The 17923-nt window shown below is 57.3% G+C and carries 18 protein-coding genes; 10 read left to right on the top strand and 8 right to left on the bottom strand.

Annotated elements, in window-relative coordinates:
* The first annotated feature begins 20 nt into the window (after window positions 1-20).
* Window positions 21-1892, top strand: coding sequence for a methyl-accepting chemotaxis protein (locus B150_RS20355; RefSeq protein WP_020399623.1), 1872 nt, complete (start codon window positions 21-23; stop codon window positions 1890-1892).
* Window positions 1893-1901: 9 nt separating this feature from the next.
* Here the strand turns inward: B150_RS20355 and B150_RS0109190 are convergent, their stop codons facing one another.
* The gene (locus B150_RS0109190) at window positions 1902-2201 is read right to left on the bottom strand and encodes a helix-turn-helix transcriptional regulator (RefSeq protein ID WP_155860016.1); all 300 of its coding nucleotides are present in this window, start codon (window positions 2199-2201) and stop codon (window positions 1902-1904) included.
* Window positions 2202-2310: 109 nt separating this feature from the next.
* Here B150_RS0109190 and B150_RS0109185 point away from each other — a divergent pair, with 109 nt between their 5' ends.
* A complete protein-coding gene (locus B150_RS0109185) occupies window positions 2311-3204 on the top strand; it encodes a LysR family transcriptional regulator (protein ID WP_020399621.1) in 894 nt (297 codons plus the stop codon).
* Here B150_RS0109185 and B150_RS22315 read toward each other — a convergent pair.
* Complete coding sequence (locus B150_RS22315) at window positions 3201-4775, bottom strand: peptidylprolyl isomerase (protein WP_162139680.1); 1575 nt, start codon at window positions 4773-4775, stop codon at window positions 3201-3203. The two genes, B150_RS0109185 and B150_RS22315, sit on opposite strands and share 4 nt — an antisense overlap.
* A gap of 663 nt (window positions 4776-5438) precedes the next feature.
* Between B150_RS22315 and B150_RS0109175 the strand changes: the two genes are divergently transcribed.
* Window positions 5439-6329 carry a hypothetical protein gene (locus B150_RS0109175; protein ID WP_155860015.1) on the top strand — a complete coding sequence of 297 codons (891 nt, stop codon included), beginning with the start codon at window positions 5439-5441 and terminating at the stop codon, window positions 6327-6329.
* 15 nt (window positions 6330-6344) lie between these two features.
* Here the strand turns inward: B150_RS0109175 and proC are convergent, their stop codons facing one another.
* The 3 genes from proC to B150_RS0109160 form a co-directional block, all read right to left on the bottom strand.
* Entirely contained in the window at window positions 6345-7178 is an 834-nt protein-coding gene (proC, locus tag B150_RS0109170; protein ID WP_020399618.1) for a pyrroline-5-carboxylate reductase, read from the bottom strand.
* Window positions 7179-7283: 105 nt separating this feature from the next.
* Window positions 7284-7799, bottom strand: a complete 516-nt coding sequence (locus B150_RS0109165; protein ID WP_020399617.1) for a type III secretion system chaperone family protein — start codon at window positions 7797-7799, stop codon at window positions 7284-7286.
* A 310-nt stretch (window positions 7800-8109) separates the two neighbouring features.
* Window positions 8110-8361: an accessory factor UbiK family protein gene (locus B150_RS0109160; protein WP_020399616.1), complete on the bottom strand. Its 252-nt coding sequence runs from the start codon at window positions 8359-8361 to the stop codon at window positions 8110-8112.
* A 178-nt stretch (window positions 8362-8539) separates the two neighbouring features.
* On the opposite strand from B150_RS0109160, the gene lgt reads away from it, so the two are divergent.
* The gene (gene lgt, locus B150_RS0109150) at window positions 8540-9379 is read left to right on the top strand and encodes a prolipoprotein diacylglyceryl transferase (RefSeq protein ID WP_020399614.1); all 840 of its coding nucleotides are present in this window, start codon (window positions 8540-8542) and stop codon (window positions 9377-9379) included.
* Between the two features lie 2 nt (window positions 9380-9381).
* Window positions 9382-10446: a class I SAM-dependent methyltransferase gene (locus tag B150_RS0109145; RefSeq protein ID WP_020399613.1), complete on the top strand. Its 1065-nt coding sequence runs from the start codon at window positions 9382-9384 to the stop codon at window positions 10444-10446.
* Here B150_RS0109145 and B150_RS0109140 read toward each other — a convergent pair.
* A complete protein-coding gene (locus tag B150_RS0109140; RefSeq protein WP_155860014.1) occupies window positions 10394-11746 on the bottom strand; it encodes a hypothetical protein in 1353 nt (450 codons plus the stop codon). The two genes, B150_RS0109145 and B150_RS0109140, sit on opposite strands and share 53 nt — an antisense overlap.
* An 89-nt stretch (window positions 11747-11835) precedes the next feature.
* On the opposite strand from B150_RS0109140, the gene pgeF reads away from it, so the two are divergent.
* Window positions 11836-12597, top strand: a complete 762-nt coding sequence (pgeF, locus tag B150_RS0109135; protein ID WP_020399611.1) for a peptidoglycan editing factor PgeF — start codon at window positions 11836-11838, stop codon at window positions 12595-12597.
* Between the two features lie 156 nt (window positions 12598-12753).
* A complete protein-coding gene (locus B150_RS0109130) occupies window positions 12754-13686 on the top strand; it encodes a ribose-phosphate pyrophosphokinase (protein WP_025896303.1) in 933 nt (310 codons plus the stop codon).
* Window positions 13687-13771: 85 nt separating this feature from the next.
* On the opposite strand, the gene B150_RS0109125 is transcribed toward B150_RS0109130, so the two are convergent.
* Window positions 13772-14569, bottom strand: coding sequence for a substrate-binding periplasmic protein (locus B150_RS0109125; RefSeq protein WP_155860013.1), 798 nt, complete (start codon window positions 14567-14569; stop codon window positions 13772-13774).
* A gap of 368 nt (window positions 14570-14937) precedes the next feature.
* Here B150_RS0109125 and B150_RS0109120 point away from each other — a divergent pair, with 368 nt between their 5' ends.
* The 3 genes from B150_RS0109120 to ychF are packed head-to-tail and all read left to right on the top strand — an operon-like array spanning window position 14938 to window position 17438.
* Window positions 14938-15564: a 50S ribosomal protein L25/general stress protein Ctc gene (locus tag B150_RS0109120; protein WP_020399608.1), complete on the top strand. Its 627-nt coding sequence runs from the start codon at window positions 14938-14940 to the stop codon at window positions 15562-15564.
* A gap of 51 nt (window positions 15565-15615) precedes the next feature.
* Window positions 15616-16335, top strand: a complete 720-nt coding sequence (gene pth / locus B150_RS0109115) for an aminoacyl-tRNA hydrolase (RefSeq protein ID WP_020399607.1) — start codon at window positions 15616-15618, stop codon at window positions 16333-16335.
* On the top strand, window positions 16335-17438 hold the full coding sequence (gene ychF / locus B150_RS0109110; RefSeq protein ID WP_020399606.1) for a redox-regulated ATPase YchF: 1104 nt from the start codon (window positions 16335-16337) through the stop codon (window positions 17436-17438). The genes pth and ychF overlap by 1 nt, the downstream gene beginning before the upstream one ends.
* On the opposite strand, the gene B150_RS0109105 is transcribed toward ychF, so the two are convergent.
* On the bottom strand, window positions 17435-17911 hold the full coding sequence (locus B150_RS0109105; protein ID WP_020399605.1) for a putative signal transducing protein: 477 nt from the start codon (window positions 17909-17911) through the stop codon (window positions 17435-17437). The two genes, ychF and B150_RS0109105, sit on opposite strands and share 4 nt — an antisense overlap.
* Window positions 17912-17923 lie beyond the last annotated feature (12 nt).

Genomic DNA, 17923 nt, shown 5'->3' with positions numbered 1-17923 from the left:
CCGTCACAGGAGATACAAACTTGTTCGATGCAGTTAAAAGGCTTTACGCTGGCAAAGCCAGTGCAGCTGAAGCCGCGATGCATGCGCTGTCACAATCCCAAGCCATGATCGAGTTTTCACCTGACGGTACGATAGTGGCCGCCAACGATATTTTCCTGCGTGCCATGGGCTATGACCGCCGGGAAATCGTGGGCCAGCATCACCGAATGTTCATGCGCGAAGAGGACCGTTCCTCCGCCGACTATACCAAATTCTGGCAAAGTCTGCGCGATGGTGAGTTTCAGTCCCGCACCTTCTGCCGCGTTGCCAAGGGCGGCCGGCAGATCTGGCTTCAGGCGATCTATGTTCCAGTGGGCAAAGCTGATGGCAAGGTCGAAAAGGTCATCAAGTTCGCGACCGATATCACCGGGTCCGAGATGAAAAACATCGATGCAGAGAGCAAGCTTGATGCGCTTGACCGTGCGCAGGCGGTGATCGAGTTTGACCTTGATGGCCACATCCTGACTGCGAATGACAATTTCCTTGCTGCCGTCGGTTACAGCCTTGAAGACATCAAGGGCAAACATCACCGAATTTTTGTCTGCAATTCTGAAAAGGATACGCCTGAGTACAAGCAGTTCTGGCAGGACCTCCATGACGGCAAGCACCGCAGTGGTGAATACCGCCGCAAGAAAGCCGACGGCACGGACCTTTGGCTGCAGGCAACCTATAACCCGATCATCGACCGCAACGGCAACCCGATCAAGGTGGTGAAGTTCGCAAGTGATATTACGGCCGATAAACTGCGGAACGCCGACTATGAGGGCAAGCTCTCGGCGCTTGACCGTGCGCAAGCCATTATCGAGTTTGACCTGAGTGGCAATATCCTGACCGCCAATGACAATTTCCTTGCAGCAGTCGGCTACCGGCTTGAGGAAATCGTTGGCAAACATCACAGTATCTTTGTCAAATCCAGCGAGCGTGCCAGCGGTGAATACCGTTCCTTCTGGTCATCCCTCGCGAAAGGTGAGTTCCGTACCGGTGAGTTTGAGCGCGTTGGCAAAGGCGGCGATACATTATGGCTACAGGCGAGCTACAATCCGATCTTTGGCCCTGACGGCAAGCCACGCAAGGTGGTGAAGTTCGCAAGCGACATCACGGCCAGCGTGAAAGCCCGTATTGAGGCACAGGAAACCGGCGCGAAGGTTGACAGCAAGCTGGATGATATTCTCGCGAGCGTTGCCGACGCCCAGAGCCGCGCCAGTTCCGCCGCGACAGCATCGACCCAGACCGATTCCATGGTGCAGACCGTGGCAGCTGCCGCCGAAGAACTGAGCGCATCGGCGCAGGAGATCGCGAACGGCGTGTCCGGCGCCCTGCAGGAGGTGGAGAAAACCGCAAACGAAACGCGCGCGGCGGACGACAGCACCAAAGCGCTGAGCGACGCCGCAGACGCTATGGGCCAGATTGTAACCCTCATCAACGATATTGCAGCGCAGATCAACCTGCTAGCACTCAATGCCACCATCGAATCCGCGCGCGCAGGCGAAGCAGGGCGCGGCTTTGCGGTCGTTGCCAATGAGGTGAAAAACCTTGCAGGCCAGGTGGCATCCGCCACCAACCAGATCGCGGGAGAGATCGAGCGCATGCAGGGTGTGTCTTCTGAAGTGATCAACCACCTCGCGTCCATCAATGGCTCGGTCACCAACCTGCACGCGAGTGTGTCTGAAATCGCCGGGTCGATTGACGAGCAGAGCGGTGTGACTCGCGAGATTTCCAATAACATGCTGACGGCCGCTGAGGCCGTGGGTGAAATCAACCGCAACCTGAAGGACATTTCAGGCTCTATCACCCTCGCCAAGCGCAACGCTGAGGAAGGTACGGAGCTGTACCGCAGCCAGCGCAACCGCTAACCAAGCGCATTACCCCAAGGCGGCCAATATCGCCGCCTTGGCTGCCTCGCCCTGCGCCGAGAATGAAATCACATTTCGGCCATCCCCTGCATTTACAAGGTTAATGAGCCCGGCGCCGCTTGGCGACAGGGTGGAAATATGCTGATAGGCTTGGGGTTCCGTCATGCCCACGGCCCGGGCAACTGCGCCCACGGTAACGTCACCCATGTCGATCATCACCAGAAAGCAAATGATCGCTTCCGCCGAGAGACCTGGGTGGTGGGATTTGAAATAGGACGACGCCTGTTCGAGAATCGCCTTGTTGCTCACGGTGTTTGTTACCCCAATCTGGACTTGCCCCTGTGGGCGCTTCATATAGTATGCAAAACAAGGGCTTGCGGCAATGTTTGCGTCACCTCCGCACCCAGGGAGATAGGACATGGATTGGGACAGGCTTCGCATCTTTCATACTGTCGCTGAAAGCGGCAGCTTCACGAATGCGGGTGCACGCCTGAACTGTAGCCAATCCGCCGTCAGCCGCCAGATCCGGTCTTTGGAAGAGAGTCTGAATGTCTCGCTGTTCACGCGGCACGCACGTGGCCTTGTGCTCACACAGGAAGGGCAGGAACTTTATAACACCGCCCGCGAGGTAATGCTGCGCATCGAGGAGACCGAACGCAGCCTGATGGAAAGCCGGGAGCGCCCCTCAGGCCTCTTGCGCGTGACCACCATGGTGACATTTGGCGCCGTGTGGCTGACCCCTCACCTTGAACAGTTCATGAGCGAATATCCGGACATCAACATCCAGCTTATTCTCGATGACGCTGACCTTGACCTCTCCGCCGGTGAGGCTGACGTGGCGATCCGGCTACATGAGCCGGAGCAGGCGGAACTTATCCAGCGTCCGCTCGCCACCTTCCACAGCCATATTTATGCGAGCCCCGAGTATCTGGACAAACGCGGCACGCCAATCACGACCGATGACCTCGACGCGCATGACCTGATCACCTTTGGTGTATCAAACGTGCCCACCATCCGGGGCCTCAACTGGCTGCTGACCGTTGGTAACCCGCGCAAGAACCGTATCCCGCGCCTGCAGATCGATAACCTTTATGGTGTTCTTCATGCGGTTGAAGCGGGCATGGGCATCGCCGTGCTGCCCGACTATCTGGTGCATAACCGCAAGAAGCTGGTGCGTGTGCTGCCAAAGGTGGAAGGCACGCCCTTTAACGCCTTCTACTGTTATGCGCCGGAACTTCGTGGCTCGCTCCGTGTGGCCCTGTTCCGCGATTTCATGATCCGCCAGATCAGGGCCGAGAGTAATATCCTCTAGTTTGCGTCCACCAGTTCTGCTTTGGTGATGACATCACCTTCTTCAAGCGCGAAGGCCGCATCCATGCCCGAAATCACATGCCCGAACACCGTATAGCGGTTGTTGAGGTGGATGTTGTGCGCGGTATTGATGAAGAACTGTGTGCTGCCCGTGTCCTTGCCGGCGGTTGCCACACCCATAGTGCCCACACGGTGGTCACTTTCAAACCACTCTTCACGGATACTGCCCCAGTCATCGGTTGAGGTGTCCGCCACAAGGCCAGCTTGCGCGACGAAGTTGGGGATCACACGCTGCCAGATCATGCCATCCATCTTGCCGGCTTCCGCCAGTTCAAAGAAACTGGCAACGGCGTAGAGCGCTTCAGTACTGGGTGCGATCACTACTTCACCGCGCGTGGTGGTCAACTTGAGGAGCTTGGTCTGATAAGACTGCGCTTTCGCAAATTCTGGCGTGGCGCGCGGCGTGGTGCGCTCCTCAATGGAAGGGTCGAGCGTGATGGCCGCATCGCGCCCACGTGCGGTACCCTTGTTCGCGTCCGCAAACACCTGCAGCGCAGCCTTGCCTTCGTCCGAGCGGCTGAGCACACCCATGGCTTTGTAGGCGCGGTAATATTCATCTGAACTGAGCCAACCGGACGCAAAGCGCACAGCATCGTCATTGGCGTGGAACACAAGACTTTCAAGCGCCGTTGCCGCGAGCCATGAGTTACTCTCCCCCACCAACTCCTTCAGTTTCTTGACGACAATGGCTTCACCCTTGTCGCGGCCGCCAAGCGCACCAATCGCCACCTGCCGCCGATGCACGTCCCCCTTGGACGCAGCCTTGACCAGATATTTCATCGTCGCCTCATCCGCCAGTTGGCCCATTGCGCGCACGGCTTCGATCGCGACGGATTTTTCCTCGCCGTCCGCCAGCTCTATCAGTTTCGGGGCAGCCCCATCGCCAAACTGGCGCAGAACGCGCACAAGCGACATGCGCACAGGGTAGTTGTCGGTAAGGTCAATTGCGTCTTCCACATCTATCTGCGAAAGCACGGTATCGAGCTTGGTGAAACGAGTCAGAAGGTAGGCCGCCATCTCCGCCGTGCCCATTTCCTGCGACAGCAACAGTAGGTTTTCAAAATCCAGCCCCGGCACCGCCTCTGGCGCAAGGCGGTCATAAACAACGGACTGAAGCAGGCCAAATAGCGGCAAGGTGCGGGCATTATCAGGATAGCCTACACCCAAAGGTTTGCCCGGCAATACGCCATTCACCTTATTGATCAAGGTCGCGCGTGCGCCCTCCCCACCCGAAAAACCAAGCGCTGGCAGCAGGTAGTCAACGGCATCTTTGTCAGCAAGCGGCGCCGTGTAGGCAAGCAGGGCGTCCGCGAGCCGGTCATCATGGCAATGCATCGCACCTTTACGGGCATAGGGGCGTGCGCCGTCATTGGACGCCAGATAAGGGATGATTTTATCGCATGCATCACCGCCAATTTGGCCGAGCATGACAAGTGCTTCGAAATTTCCGGTCTCAAGGGCTGCGTCAAATGCAGGAATCTGACCATCGCGACGGTCTGTTGCCTCCCTCAATTGCGCCTTCAAAACATTAAATTCATTAACCTCGGATGTATTTTCAGCTGAAAATGACAGCGTAGGACAAGAAAATGTTAACAGCGCAACAGCCGCGATATGCTTGACCTTCATGGTAATCTCCCCCGCTAATTATTTGTAGATTATAGCCTTTTTCCCGGCATGCAACGCATCATCTTTTAACAATGACAAGCCATTCGTTAATCAAATATGTGTCAGGCATGTGACATGCAAAAAACGCATGGCTGCCACGACACAAAAATGGGTTTTCTATTTGACGGCTGGCCCATATATACCCATCAACGCCGCCGGACACGGGCCACGATCACTCCCCCCGATCTCCCCCCCTGGCTTCGAGTTCAGCGGCGACAAGTTTCTGAGTTTGACGGTTTTCCGTCACAAAGGTCGGTCCCGGGGTTCCTCCCCCCTCCCCCCACTTCCCCCCCGGGGCCGACCCTTTCAGTTCCGTCTCTTCCAAGAGACACGACGAACCTCCCTATGTTGACAAACTTTTTCCAAGGCTCCGGCGATTTGCCGGGGCCTCTTTTTTTGTGAGACCTGTTTCGCTCACCTGCCACGCGTCAGAAGTTCTTAGTGTTTGTGATTTTCCTTTGATAAACTTGTAGGCAAACGAACTGCCTGCCCCGGCACAGACGAAAAAACATGACTTTTAGACGCACGATTCTGGCATCGTTCTATATGCTTTTGGCACCCCTCGCGTGCAGCACTGCACATGCGGAGGAATTCCGCATTCCGGTGTACGACAGCGATGACAGTTTCATCATTCAGGTCCTGCACCTGGCGCTAGCGACCGAAGGCGGCGAGCACAGCATCAAGACATTTGAGCATACCGTCACCCAGCAGCGCACCCTGCGTGAGCTGCAAGAGGGCAAGTTCAATATCTTTTATTCCGGCTATTCGGCGGAGCGCGAAAAGGATTTCCTTCAGGTCAATATTCCGGTGAGCCGCGGCTTACTCGGCTACCGCTTCCTTGCCATCCGCGAGGAGAATAGCGGTGTATTCACCACCGTACGCAGCAAGGATGACCTGCGCCGCCTGGTCAGCTTTGGTAGCAACAGTGCCTGGCCCGATACCGGCATTCTGCGCGCAGCAGGCCTTGAGGTAGTCACAGCGCCATCTGATGCGCTTTGGACCATGCTGAAACGCAACCGCTTCCTTGCCTTCCCGCGCGGCATGAACGAAGCACTGCCTGAAATAAAGCGCGAAGGTGCGGACGCCGAGAACGCCCTGATGCTCGAGCCCCACATGATGGTGGCGTATAAATACGATACTTTCTTCTATGTCCCGCGTGATAAGGCGCATCTCGCCGCTATCGTGGAAAGCGGGCTGCGGGCTGCCTATGAGAACGGCAGCTATATGAAGCTTTTCGAGAATCACCCGGTAATCAAAGCGGCGTTTGACGAAATCCGCACCCGGCCGCGCACTGTGTTCTGGATCGACACACCGGACATGAGCGAACGCACCAAAAACATCCCGGCCAAATACTGGATGACGATTGAGGAAACAGACGGCCTCACACGCGCAGGCGAATGAGGCTATGCCGCGCTCCTAGCCGCCCAGTTCAACCCCACGCTGCTCGGCCGCCGCGAGCGCACGCATCATAAGGTCCGCGAGGCCAGTTTCACTGTGCCCAAGGACTTTAAGCGCTGCCTCGGTCGTACCGCCGGGGCTTGTGACCTGACGGCGGAGTTCACTGGCACTGACCTCGGTTTCTTCATCCATCAGGCGGGCGGCGCCAATAACGGTTTGCCGCGCCAGCTGCATCGCAACATCCGGGCTCAAACCAAGCTCCGCACCCGCATGCGCCATACATTCCACCAGATGAAACACATAAGCCGGACCACTGCCAGAAACGGCGGTCACCGCATTCATCTGCGCCTCATCGGCGATCCAGACGGTTTCACCGACCGCATGCAACAGTTCGCGCGCCAGTGCCTTGTCTGCCACGCTGATATCATCACGCGCTGTCAGGCCGGTGATGCCTGCACCAATGGCCGCTGGTGTGTTGGGCATGGCGCGCACATAAGTCGCGTCAACCGCCACACCGTCTTCAAGCATGCTGAGCGGCACACCAGCCGCGACTGAGATCACCAGCGTCCCCTCATCCGCAAAAGGCGTGAGAAGCGGCAGGATGCCGCCAATCACCTGCGGCTTGACCGCGACAATAATCACCCGGGCTTTGAGGCCGTTCGGCAACGCATGCGCGTTGGTGACAAAATGCCCCTCAGCCATGTTCGGCAAGCAGCTTGGCGGTGCGGCAGGGTCAACAACATAGAGATGTTCAGGCGCAAGCCCGGCACGCAACCAGCCCATGGCCATCGCATGTCCCATGCGGCCACAGCCCATCAAAAGAAGCGGCTTCTCGCTACTGAACCCCTGCATCCCAAGTCCTCCTCACGCGTACAAAAACGGGAAGGGTTTCCCCTTCCCGCATTTTATGTGAGACGCTTTCAAGCGCCAAGCAGAATAGTGCCTTGCCTCAACGCGTTATGCGCTGCCCGCGCATTCCAGCATGGCGGATTCGATGGCTTCCTCCGGCGTCTGGCCACCCCACATCACAAACTGGAAGACGGGGTAGAAGCGCTCACACTCACCAAGTGCTGTTTCCACCATGGTGTTCATGTGGTCTTCGCCGATGGCGCCCAGAAGCGGGTCGTTGGCAAGGCTCGCGTGCCGATAAAGGAGCGCATCTTCCTCAGCCCAATATTCAAAGTGGCCGATCCACATGCGCTCATTGATCAGCCCGATCGTGTGATAAATATCGCTCCTGCGGCCCTCAGGCACGCGGAGATCGAAAAGGCAGGCAAATTGGAGTGTCTTGAAATCTTCGCGCCAGAAAACGCGGAACTGGAGGTCGGTATATTGCCCCGAGATGAACATGGTCAACTCGTCCTCGCCATGGCGCTCGACAGGCCAGTCGTTGGCGCCGGCAAGCTCCTCAGCAAGGTCTACCGGATTGTGGCTCAGAACTTCGGAATGCCCGGTACTTAGCGTCGTGGTCATCTCGTATCCCCCTTGAGATGAAACCGCCGGACTTTGAGGCACCGGCGACTTCAGGTTTCGCCGGTATTATAGTGGTTGTCGTCTTAGTACCAGAATCACGAGATCTGGCTCCCTTAATCTGACTTAACACTATATCTAGCGTGCCAAAGCGCAGACTCTGTGGCAAGGACGAATTACGAAATTACGGATATTTCTTGTGGATAAGGCAGTGAAGCGCCGTTCTAAATTGCTAATTAATGTCGCGTTCGCAAGCTGTTAGAATTTAGACTTCATGCAAAAAATAGATCGCAAGATTGTTGCGCAAACGGAACTATTTTTTGGCAGGCTTCTTCTTGAGAAGCTCGATTTCGGCGCGCAGGTCTTCGTTTTCGCGTCGCGCCTTCTCGGCCATTTCGCGCACGACTTCAAATTCCTCACGGCTCACGAGGTCAAGACCAGCGAGTTGACGGTCAAGCCATGCCCGGAACGTTTGCTCCATTTCACCCTTCACGCTATGGGCTGCACCCACGGCACCGGTGGCAAGTTTGGAGAGATCGTCAAAGAATTTGTTGCTGGTTTGCATGGGTCCGTCCTTCACATTCCTGCCTATCATATGGGCGAAACGAAGCATGATTGCAATGGGCGAGTTGCCGCATGGCACACACCTTCGCGCACCCGCGCGCCGGGATGCCGACTTGCCGGTTGACTTGGCCGCCCTGTCGGGCCAAGCATGACGGCAGAAACAGCTTCAGGAAATCCTTATGTCGCTTCTGAGCCCGCTTGCGGTGATCGCCTATCCCGATATTAATCCCTTTGCACTCGGCCCAATCGAAATGTTTGGGACGGAGCTTGGGATACGCTGGTACAGCCTCGCCTATATCGCGGGCCTTCTGTTCGGCTGGTGGTATATCCGGCGCATCACCACAAAACCAGGCGCACCCATGGCACCAAGCCATGTGGATGATTTCCTGACCTGGGCCATCATTGGTGTGATCGCGGGCGGCAGGCTCGGTTATGTGCTCTTTTATAACCTGCCCGCTTATGTTGAGAACCCGATTGCCATTTTCCGCCTCTGGGACGGCGGTATGTCGTTCCATGGTGGTGCGCTTGGTGTTGTGCTTGCGCTCATTCTGTTCTGCCGCAAACACAAGCTGGACCTCATGCGCGTGGGTGACCTGATCGCTATCGTGACACCTGTCGGGCTCTTCACCGGCCGCCTTGCCAACTTCATCAATGGTGAGCTTTGGGGCCGCCCCACTGATGTGCCATGGGCCATGGTATTCCCAAGCGACCCACTTGGCCTGCCCCGCCACCCGAGCCAGCTGTACGAAGCCTTTGGCGAAGGCATTGTGCTCTTTCTGCTGCTGCAACTGCTTTACCACAAAACACCGCTCGCCAAACGGGCGCCCGGCTTTATCGCCGGCACCTTTTTCGCGGGCTACGGCCTTGTGCGCATCCTCGTTGAATTTGTGCGCGAGCCCGACGCCCACCTTGGCCTGATGGCAGGTATTTCGCGCGGGCAGATGCTGAGTGTGCCGATGTTCCTGCTGGCCGCTTGGCTGATGTATATGGGCATCAAACGCGCGCGGTCCGGCAACTGACCATGAGTCCGCTCAAGGATATTCTGCTGCGGCGTATTGCGCTTGATGGCCCGATGAGCCTTGCGGACTATATGGCCACGTGCCTCATGCACCCTGAGCATGGCTACTACCAACGACAGAGGGTATTTGGCGCCGCGGGCGATTTCGTTACCGCGCCTGAAGTCAGCCAGATGTTCGGTGAGATGCTGGGCCTTTGGTGTGTGGACCGTTGGAACGCCATGGGCCGTCCGGGGCGGTTTAACCTTATTGAACTAGGCCCCGGGCGTGGCACCTTGATGGCCGACATGCAGCGCGCCGCGAAAGCAATGCAGGATTTCATGGATGCCGCACAGATTTGTTTTGTGGAAACCAGCACACAATTGCGGGCACAGCAACGTGAAAAGGTGCCCGGCGCGTCGTGGTATGACAATCTCTCAAAGGTGCCTGAAGGCCCCTCCATCATTGTCGCAAACGAGTTTTTTGATGCCCTCCCGATCCACCAGTTCGAGAAGCGGGAGGGCAAATGGCTGGAGCGCGGCGTTAGCGAAGCGGGCAGTGAGCTGACCCCTGTGCTGATGCCGCCCAGCGCGAAACTCAGCCTCATACCCGAGATAGTGAAATCCGGCCCGGACGGCAGCATCGCTGAGGTATGCCCCGCGGGCCTGACAGTCGCGGGCGAGATTGCGGCAAGGCTTATCGCCCACCCCGGCGCCGCGCTCATCATCGACTATGGCTATAAAACTTCAGCCCCCGGGGACAGCTTTCAGGCCCTGAAAGCTCATGAGTATGTGGACCCGTTCGCGGAGCCCGGCCTTGCCGACCTCACCGCCCATGTAGCGTTTGACCAGCTCGCACACGCCGCAAGTGAGAAAGGCGCCGCCGCGTCCACGATCACGGAGCAAGGTGCATTCCTGATGGCCATTGGCCTTGGTGTACGCGCGCAGGGACTTGCCGCGCGGGCAGACGATGCGGGACAAGCCCGCATCCTCAGTGAACTCAAACGCCTGACGGCACCCGATGAAATGGGCACCCTGTTCAAGGTGCTGGCGCTTCAGTCGCCGTCATTGCCTCCGGCACCCGGCTTTTAAGGACCTTCCGCAAAACATCGATGCTCACCTGCCCATCGGCATGCTGTTCCCCAGTGAAGCGACCAAGCGCGATGATCTGCTGGTTGTTGAAACCGAGCTTTTCCATGGTTTTTTTGAACAGCTCCACACTCTGGGTTTCCTTGATGGTAACCGCGTCCCACGCTGCCATCGCTTGCCAGAACTGGAAAATACCTTCGCCGGGGTCGGCAGGCGACAGCGCTTCGCCAACCAACCGGTTCACCAGTGCGCCGCAACGGTAAACCACCTCAAACTTGCCCTCATCCGGCGCACGCACCATGCTCGTTTCGCGAATAAAATCGGCACAGCGCGTCTCGGCCTTTTGCCACTGGGCTTTGTACTGTTCCTTGGTGGCCGCACCCGTGCGGTACATAAGCTCAAACGCCAGCGCGTCGGCCGCGCCTTCATGCATCCACGCCGCGTCATTGCCAAGCTGGTCCAGCCAGACTTCCTGCTGCCAAAGATGCAACAGTTCATGGGCCGCGAGGGTCGGGTAAAAATCCGTGGACTTGATCGCCCACTCAGCCGCCTTTTTACCTTTGAGAGTAAAGAGTATCTGGTTCTTGAGTGTGCCGCCTTTGGTGTGGCTACCCTCTGTCGTCAGCAACTCCCCCGCCGCCATGAAGACCTGATAGGGTTCACGTGGGGTATAATGGAACATACGCGACAGCATGCGACCGACTTCCGGCAATGACTGCTCAATCCCATTTCGCGCCGCTTCCGGCATGGCTGGGTCCACAACCGTGATGGCGTCCTTCGTTTCCACCACATCCTGCTTACCAAAATAGACAAACTGGTGATCAAGCGCGCGCAGGTCGCGGGTAATCACACGCTCCCCCTCCATGCCGCGATAGCTGGCGGAGACTTTATATTCCTGCCATTCATCGTCCTTGAATACCGTGCCGGTATAATAGCCCATATAAACCGACATGCCGCCGTCGGAGAATTTGGAAAAAGCCATGTAGTTTTTAACCGGCACTTCGGTGAAGCTATCGACCTCTACACCCGTGCAGGTGAAGGCCGCGCCGTCCCGGTGCGTGATGTTGGCGCTGCCGTCCTCTTCGACCGTAAGCTCAAATTCTGGCAACAGGGGCCGCCAGTGGGTCGCGCGCATGCCGTCGACCGGGCGTTCGAAACGCAGCGCATCCACGGGCTCGTCAAAGCAGTATTTGGCGCGCCAGACATCGGCCTCCAGCCTCTCAAACGTGAAACGACCCGTAATTTCCGCGAATGCCGACTGCGCAAAGAGTGTGCACAAAACCAAGCCCAAAAGCTGCCGCATAATTCCCCCAATCTGCAAAAGCATATCCATTCCGCTTTGTGTTTCTTATAGTGCGTGGCGGAAGGCAACTTTAATGACAAAGGCACCGCATGAGCAAGCACCTGAGAGCCCGGAACATTGCACTCCCGCACGCGTTTCTGAGCCGCGAGGATGGCGTATCAGAAGGACTATATGAAGGCCTGAACTGCGGGCCAGGCTCAAATGACGACGTAACCGCGGTTGCGGAAAATCGCCGCATCGCTGCGCAATATGTGTCTGGCAATGCCGGGACGCCGCTCCTGAGCTGCTATCAGGTGCATGGAAGCAATGTCGCTGTCGTGACTGGCGACTGGGGTGAAGTACGCCCCAAGGCAGACGCCATGGTGACGAAGCGACCAGGGCTGATCCTGGGCATCCTGACCGCCGATTGTTGCCCAGTGCTGTTCGCGGATATGGAGGCCGGTGTTGTGGGCGCTGCGCACGCGGGCTGGGGTGGCGCATTCCGGGGCGTGGTGGCAAGCACTGTCACGGCGATGCAGACTTTGGGAGCAAAACGCTGCAACATCCAAGCCGCCATCGGCCCGACTATTGCGCAGCCGAGTTATGAGGTCGGCACAGAGTTTCGCGACCGATTTCTGAATGCAGATACTGCCTTTGAGCGCTTTTTCACTGCGGGCAAAGACACTGAGCATTTCCAGTTCAACCTGCCCGCTTTTGTCCGCTCTCGCCTTGAGAATGCAGGCGTAGGCGGCATTTTTGATGTCGAGGTCGACACGTACACAAGCAACGCACATTTCTCATACCGGCGCACGACTCACCGGAAAGAGCCGGATTATGGCCGCCAGCTTTCGGCAATCATGCTCCCGTCCTGACATCAGTTTTTGTAATAATAATGTGCGGGCGCCCCATTTTGCGCCAATCATCGGTCAAATGCGCACATGGGGGCCCTCACGCCTTTACAGCCCGGTGAAGCGCTGTTAAACGAGGCGCACACGCAACATCTTCATTGCACGGAGGCCTTTATGGGCATGAAGATCCTGACCGGGAACTCCAACCCGGAACTGGCGGAAGCAATCGCCGCCTACCTCAACATGCCGCTCGCCAAAGCGGCTGTTAAACGCTTTTCCGATCAGGAAGTATTCGTCGAGATTCATGAGAACGTGCGCGGTGAGGATGTATTCCTGATCCAGCCGACAAATTTCCCGGCGAACGACCACATGATGGAACTTCTGGTGTGCATTGATGCGCTCAAGCGTGCTTCTGCCCGCCGGATCACTGCAGTGATCCCCTATTTCGGCTATGCCCGCCAAGACCGGAAGCCCGGCCCGCGCACGCCGATTTCGGCCAAGCTGGTTGCCAACCTGATCACGACCGCGGGCGCTGACCGCGTGCTGACGATGGACCTGCACGCAGGCCAGATTCAGGGCTTCTTCGATATCCCGACGGACAATCTTTACGCCATGCCCGTACTGGTGCGTGACCTGAAAGAAAAATACGCCGGCAAGAAGACCATGATCGTATCGCCTGACGTGGGTGGTGTGGTTCGCGCGCGTGCTTACGCTAAACGCCTTGATGCGCCCATCGCCATCATCGACAAACGCCGTGAACGCGCAGGCGTTTCCGAGGTGATGCACATCGTTGGTGACGTGAAGGATTACCACTGCGTACTCGTCGACGATATCGTGGACAGCGCAGGAACGCTCTGCAACGCAGCAAAAGCGCTCCATGAAGCAGGTGCTAGCTCGGTTTCCGCTTACGTGGCACACGGCGTACTCTCGGGCCCGGCCTATGAGCGTATCGCGAACAGCGTGATGGACGAACTGGTGATCACCGACAGCATCCGCCCGACTGAAGCCGGTATCGCCAACCCGAAAATCCGGGTTGTGACCGTGGCACCGCTGCTCGCGGAAGCGATGAACCGCATCGCGCACGAGACCAGCGTTTCAAGCCTGTTCGATTAGTCCTGGGTCTGCCTAGAAATTCAAAAACCCCGGCATCTGTGTCGGGGCTTTTTTTATTTTGGACTAGAGGTTAGGGACGCGGTCCCTACTCCTGCATGATGGCGCTTGCCGGCGCTTCCTGCTCCGCAAGGAACCTTGCAAAACGGCCATCCTCCATGACTTTTGCCAAGAGATCGTTCATCTGCCTCTGGCTCACCGGACCATTTCTCCGCATCAGCACCGGCAGCTCGTAGCGCTGGTCCACCCGTTCCCCGACCCGAAGAACATCACCAAGCTCTGGTTCTGTCTCCAACTGTCGCGCGAGGAATAAGTCATTCAGGACTGCGAGGTCAGCATTCCCACTGATGAGGTGACGAAGCGTGTAAAGCTGCTGCTGCGCGAACACCACATCATAGCGTGCGCGAATCTCATCCGGGTCGGATGTCAGACCGGCGAACGCGTAGTGAAAGCCGAAGGTGAGCGCGATGCGCCTTTTATGAAGGGCGTCAAATACGTCCCGCCCAAGCGGGTTGTCGCGCCGGGCGACGAAGACCTCCTGCCCCTTGATAAGCGGGGTTGAGGTGACAATTTCGTCCGCAAGCTCGCTCCAACCCCAAAGCGGCAACTCAAAGAAGATCATATCGATCTTGCCGCTAACGAGCAGATCATAACGGCGGCGCGCAGGAATTTTGACAAATTCGAACTGATACCCTGCCTGCTGCTCGCTCAAAAATTTGGCGAACGCAACCGACAAACCACCGGAACCTTCTACAAAAGGCTCAAACTGGTAGCCGCCAACCTTGACCGGCACAGCTTCATCGTCCGCACGCAGCATAGCCCCGCACGAGAACACCGTCAGCCCAATTGCCAGCACTACTGAACGCCACACCAAACGAACTATCAACAGCCCCCTCCTTACAATGACTAAACTTTAGCTCGTTTTTTATTCAATGCCCAGAAACCATTGTTTTCAGGCAGGGAATGCGCGGAGTAAGCACCAACCATTCAATCAAAATACCACATTCTACAGCTTAAACTTGAAATAGTCCCGGTTCTGCAACGCCACCATAGCGGTATTCGCCGAATCCGGCTATTTGTGCAAACCGCACCGCACTGCACGTTTGTGCCTTGCATTTCCCGGCATTTCGCGGTAAATCGCGCCCGACCGTTGTGGGATCGCCTGCAACGGGAACCCCGCCCTTGCATCCCTGGAGGAAGTGGCGGTCTCCGGGTCGGATGGTCTGGCCCAGAGTTTTAGTTTGGAGAAATAGAATGGCAAAAGCTGTTACTATCGTTGCTGAGCCGCGCGAACGGATTGGTAAGGGAGCCTCCCGCGCCGCGCGTCGTGCAGGTAAAGTTCCTGCTGTAATCTACGGCGACAACAAAGAACCGGAATCCATCCAGATCCCGCAGAACGAAATCATCCGTCTTCTGAACCGTGGTGGCTTCATGTCCCACACGTTCGAAGTACAGGTTGGCAAGAAAAAAACCACCGTTCTGCCGCGCGACCTGCAACTGCACCCGGTAACCGACCTTCCGATGCACATCGACTTCCTCCGTCTTGGCAAAGGCGCAGAGGTTGTTATGGCAGTTCCGGTTAAAGTTATCGGCGAAGAAAAGTGCCCTGGCCTGCGTCGCGGCGGTGTGATCAACCACACCCGTCACGAAGTTGAGCTGCACGTTCCTGCTGACGCGATTCCGGAATTCATCGAAGCAGACATTTCCGCTCTCGACATCAACGAATCCGTGAAAATCAGCAACGTGACCCTGCCGAAAGGCTGCACGCCGACGATCACCGATCGTGACTTCGTTATCTGCGCTATCGTTGCACCGTCGGGCCTCAAGTCCGCTGAGAACGCTGCAAGCGACGAAGACGCTGACGAAGAAAGCGAAGACTAATAACCATGGGGGCGGCTTTCGCCCCCAGTTGTTGCCGGAGGATTTTTCCCCATGCTGCTTTTTGTCGGTCTAGGCAATCCGGGCAGCCAGTATGAGAAACACCGGCACAATGTTGGTTTCATGGCGCTCGACAGGATTGTTGAGCGCCATAATTTTTCCGCTGGCCCCAAACGCTGGCAGGCCGAAACGGCCGAAGGCCGGTTAGGCGGCGAGAAAATCATCGCCATCAAACCGCAAACCTATATGAACAACTCAGGCCAGTCGGTGGGGGAAGCCATGCGCTTCTTCAAACTGACACCGGCTGACGTTGTGGTGTTCTACGACGAGCTTGACCTCGCCTTCGGCAAAATCAAGGTCAAGGTCGGTGGCGGTGCGGCTGGGCATAATGGCATCCGCTCGATGAGCCAGCATATAGGGCCCGACTTTACCCGCGTACGTATCGGCATTGGCCACCCCGGCGACAAGGCACGGGTGCATGGCCACGTGCTAGGCGATTTTGCCAAAGCCGAGCAGAACACGCTCGAGGACATGCTGGACGCGATTGCAAACGAAGCAGGCTATCTGGCGGCTTATGACAATCCGCGCTTCATGACCGAGGTAGCGCGCCGCCTGCAACCGCAGCGGCCAAACGGCAGCAAAAAAACCGATGAGGCAACACCGCCCGCGCCCAAGCGCCCGGCGAAAGCCCCGGCTGAGACAAAAACAAATGAAGGCCCAATGGCCGCCGCGCTCAAAGCCCTGATCGGCCGCGCGGACAAGGGAGACAAATAATGGGTTTCAAATGTGGCATTGTGGGCCTTCCGAACGTTGGTAAATCCACGCTCTTTAACGCGCTCACCAATACGGCGAATGCGGCGGCAGCCAACTATCCGTTCTGCACCATTGAGCCGAACGTAGGCCAGGTTCCTGTGCCGGATGAGCGGCTGTATGCGCTTGCCAAACTGGCAGGCTCCAAAGACATCATCCCGACACAGCTCTCCTTTGTTGATATCGCAGGCCTCGTGCGCGGCGCCTCGAAGGGTGAAGGCCTTGGCAACCAGTTCCTCGCCAACATCCGCGAGACGGACGCCATCTGCCACGTTCTGCGCTGCTTTGAAGACGACGACATCACCCACGTCGATGGCCGCGTGGACCCCGTATCCGACGCCGAAACCATCGAGACCGAGCTGATGCTCGCCGACCTCGAGAGCCTTGAAGGCCGTATCCATGGCTTGAGCCGCCGCGTGCGAGGTGGCGACAAGGAAGCCAAAGCAACGATGGATATGATCGAGCGCATCATCCCGCTCCTGCGTGAAGGCAAGCCAGCCCGTGTTGTGACCATCAACAACGAGGAAGAACAGCGTACGCTGGACGGCATGCAGCTCCTGACCTCGAAGCCGATCCTCTACATCTGCAATGTGGATGAAGACAATGCTGCAACAGGCAACGAATTCTCTGACGCCGTGGCCAAGATGGCTGAAGCGCAGGGTGCAGGTTGCGTGGTGATTTCAGCGGCTGTGGAAGCGGAGATCGCCCAGCTTGAAGACGAAGACGAAAAAGGTGAGTTTCTTGAGACACTCGGCCTCGGTCAAACCGGCCTCGCACGCGTCATTCGCGCAGGCTACGACCTTCTGGAGCTGATCACCTATTTCACCGTAGGTCCCAAGGAGGCGCGTGCCTGGACCATCACCAAAGGCACCAAAGCGCCGCAAGCCGCCGGTGTGATCCACACCGACTTCGAGAAGGGCTTCATCCGCGCTGAGACCATCGCCTACAATGACTTTGTCAGCCTTGGCGGTGAACAGGGTGCGAAGGACGCGGGCAAGATGCGCCTTGAAGGCAAGGAATATATTGTCGTCGATGGCGACGTCCTGCACTTCCGTTTCGCGAACTAAGCGACCGTGAACCAAGAAAATAGCGCCCACGCAACAAGCGCAATGATCAGAAATGCAAGCGGCCCGGTTAGCTCAGGGCCGCTTGTTTTATATTTGTGCCCGCAGTCGCGACATTTGCGGCGGTTGCCACCCGGCGCGGGGATGAAAATCTCCAAAACCACCAACACAGGGAGCCAAAGCGGCGATCTGTAACGTGTGACATTCTCCGACCCGCAGCTTGGACATAGATCAATCGCATCAGCTGCATCCGTATCAACTGCTACCGCAGGCACTTCTGTTTCACGAAGGACCGCTAGCGCCTCGTCATACTCTTCATCCGGCACCCAAAGCCGAAAGCCGAGGGATAGCGCCAGATGCGGCATCACGCTACCTGCTTCAAAATTATCCATGTGTACGAGAAAGCCTGCCTGCTCCAGCAGGGATTTCTTGATCAGAACGTCGGTATAGTCGCTGCTTTCCAACAGGATTTTCAATGATGCCCCCTC

This window comes from Kordiimonas gwangyangensis DSM 19435 = JCM 12864 (assembly GCF_000375545.1).
Taxonomy (GTDB): Bacteria; Pseudomonadota; Alphaproteobacteria; order Sphingomonadales; family Kordiimonadaceae; genus Kordiimonas; species Kordiimonas gwangyangensis.
The sequence above is the reverse complement of the archived record's forward strand: the minus strand, read 5'-3'. Positions and strand labels throughout refer to the sequence as shown.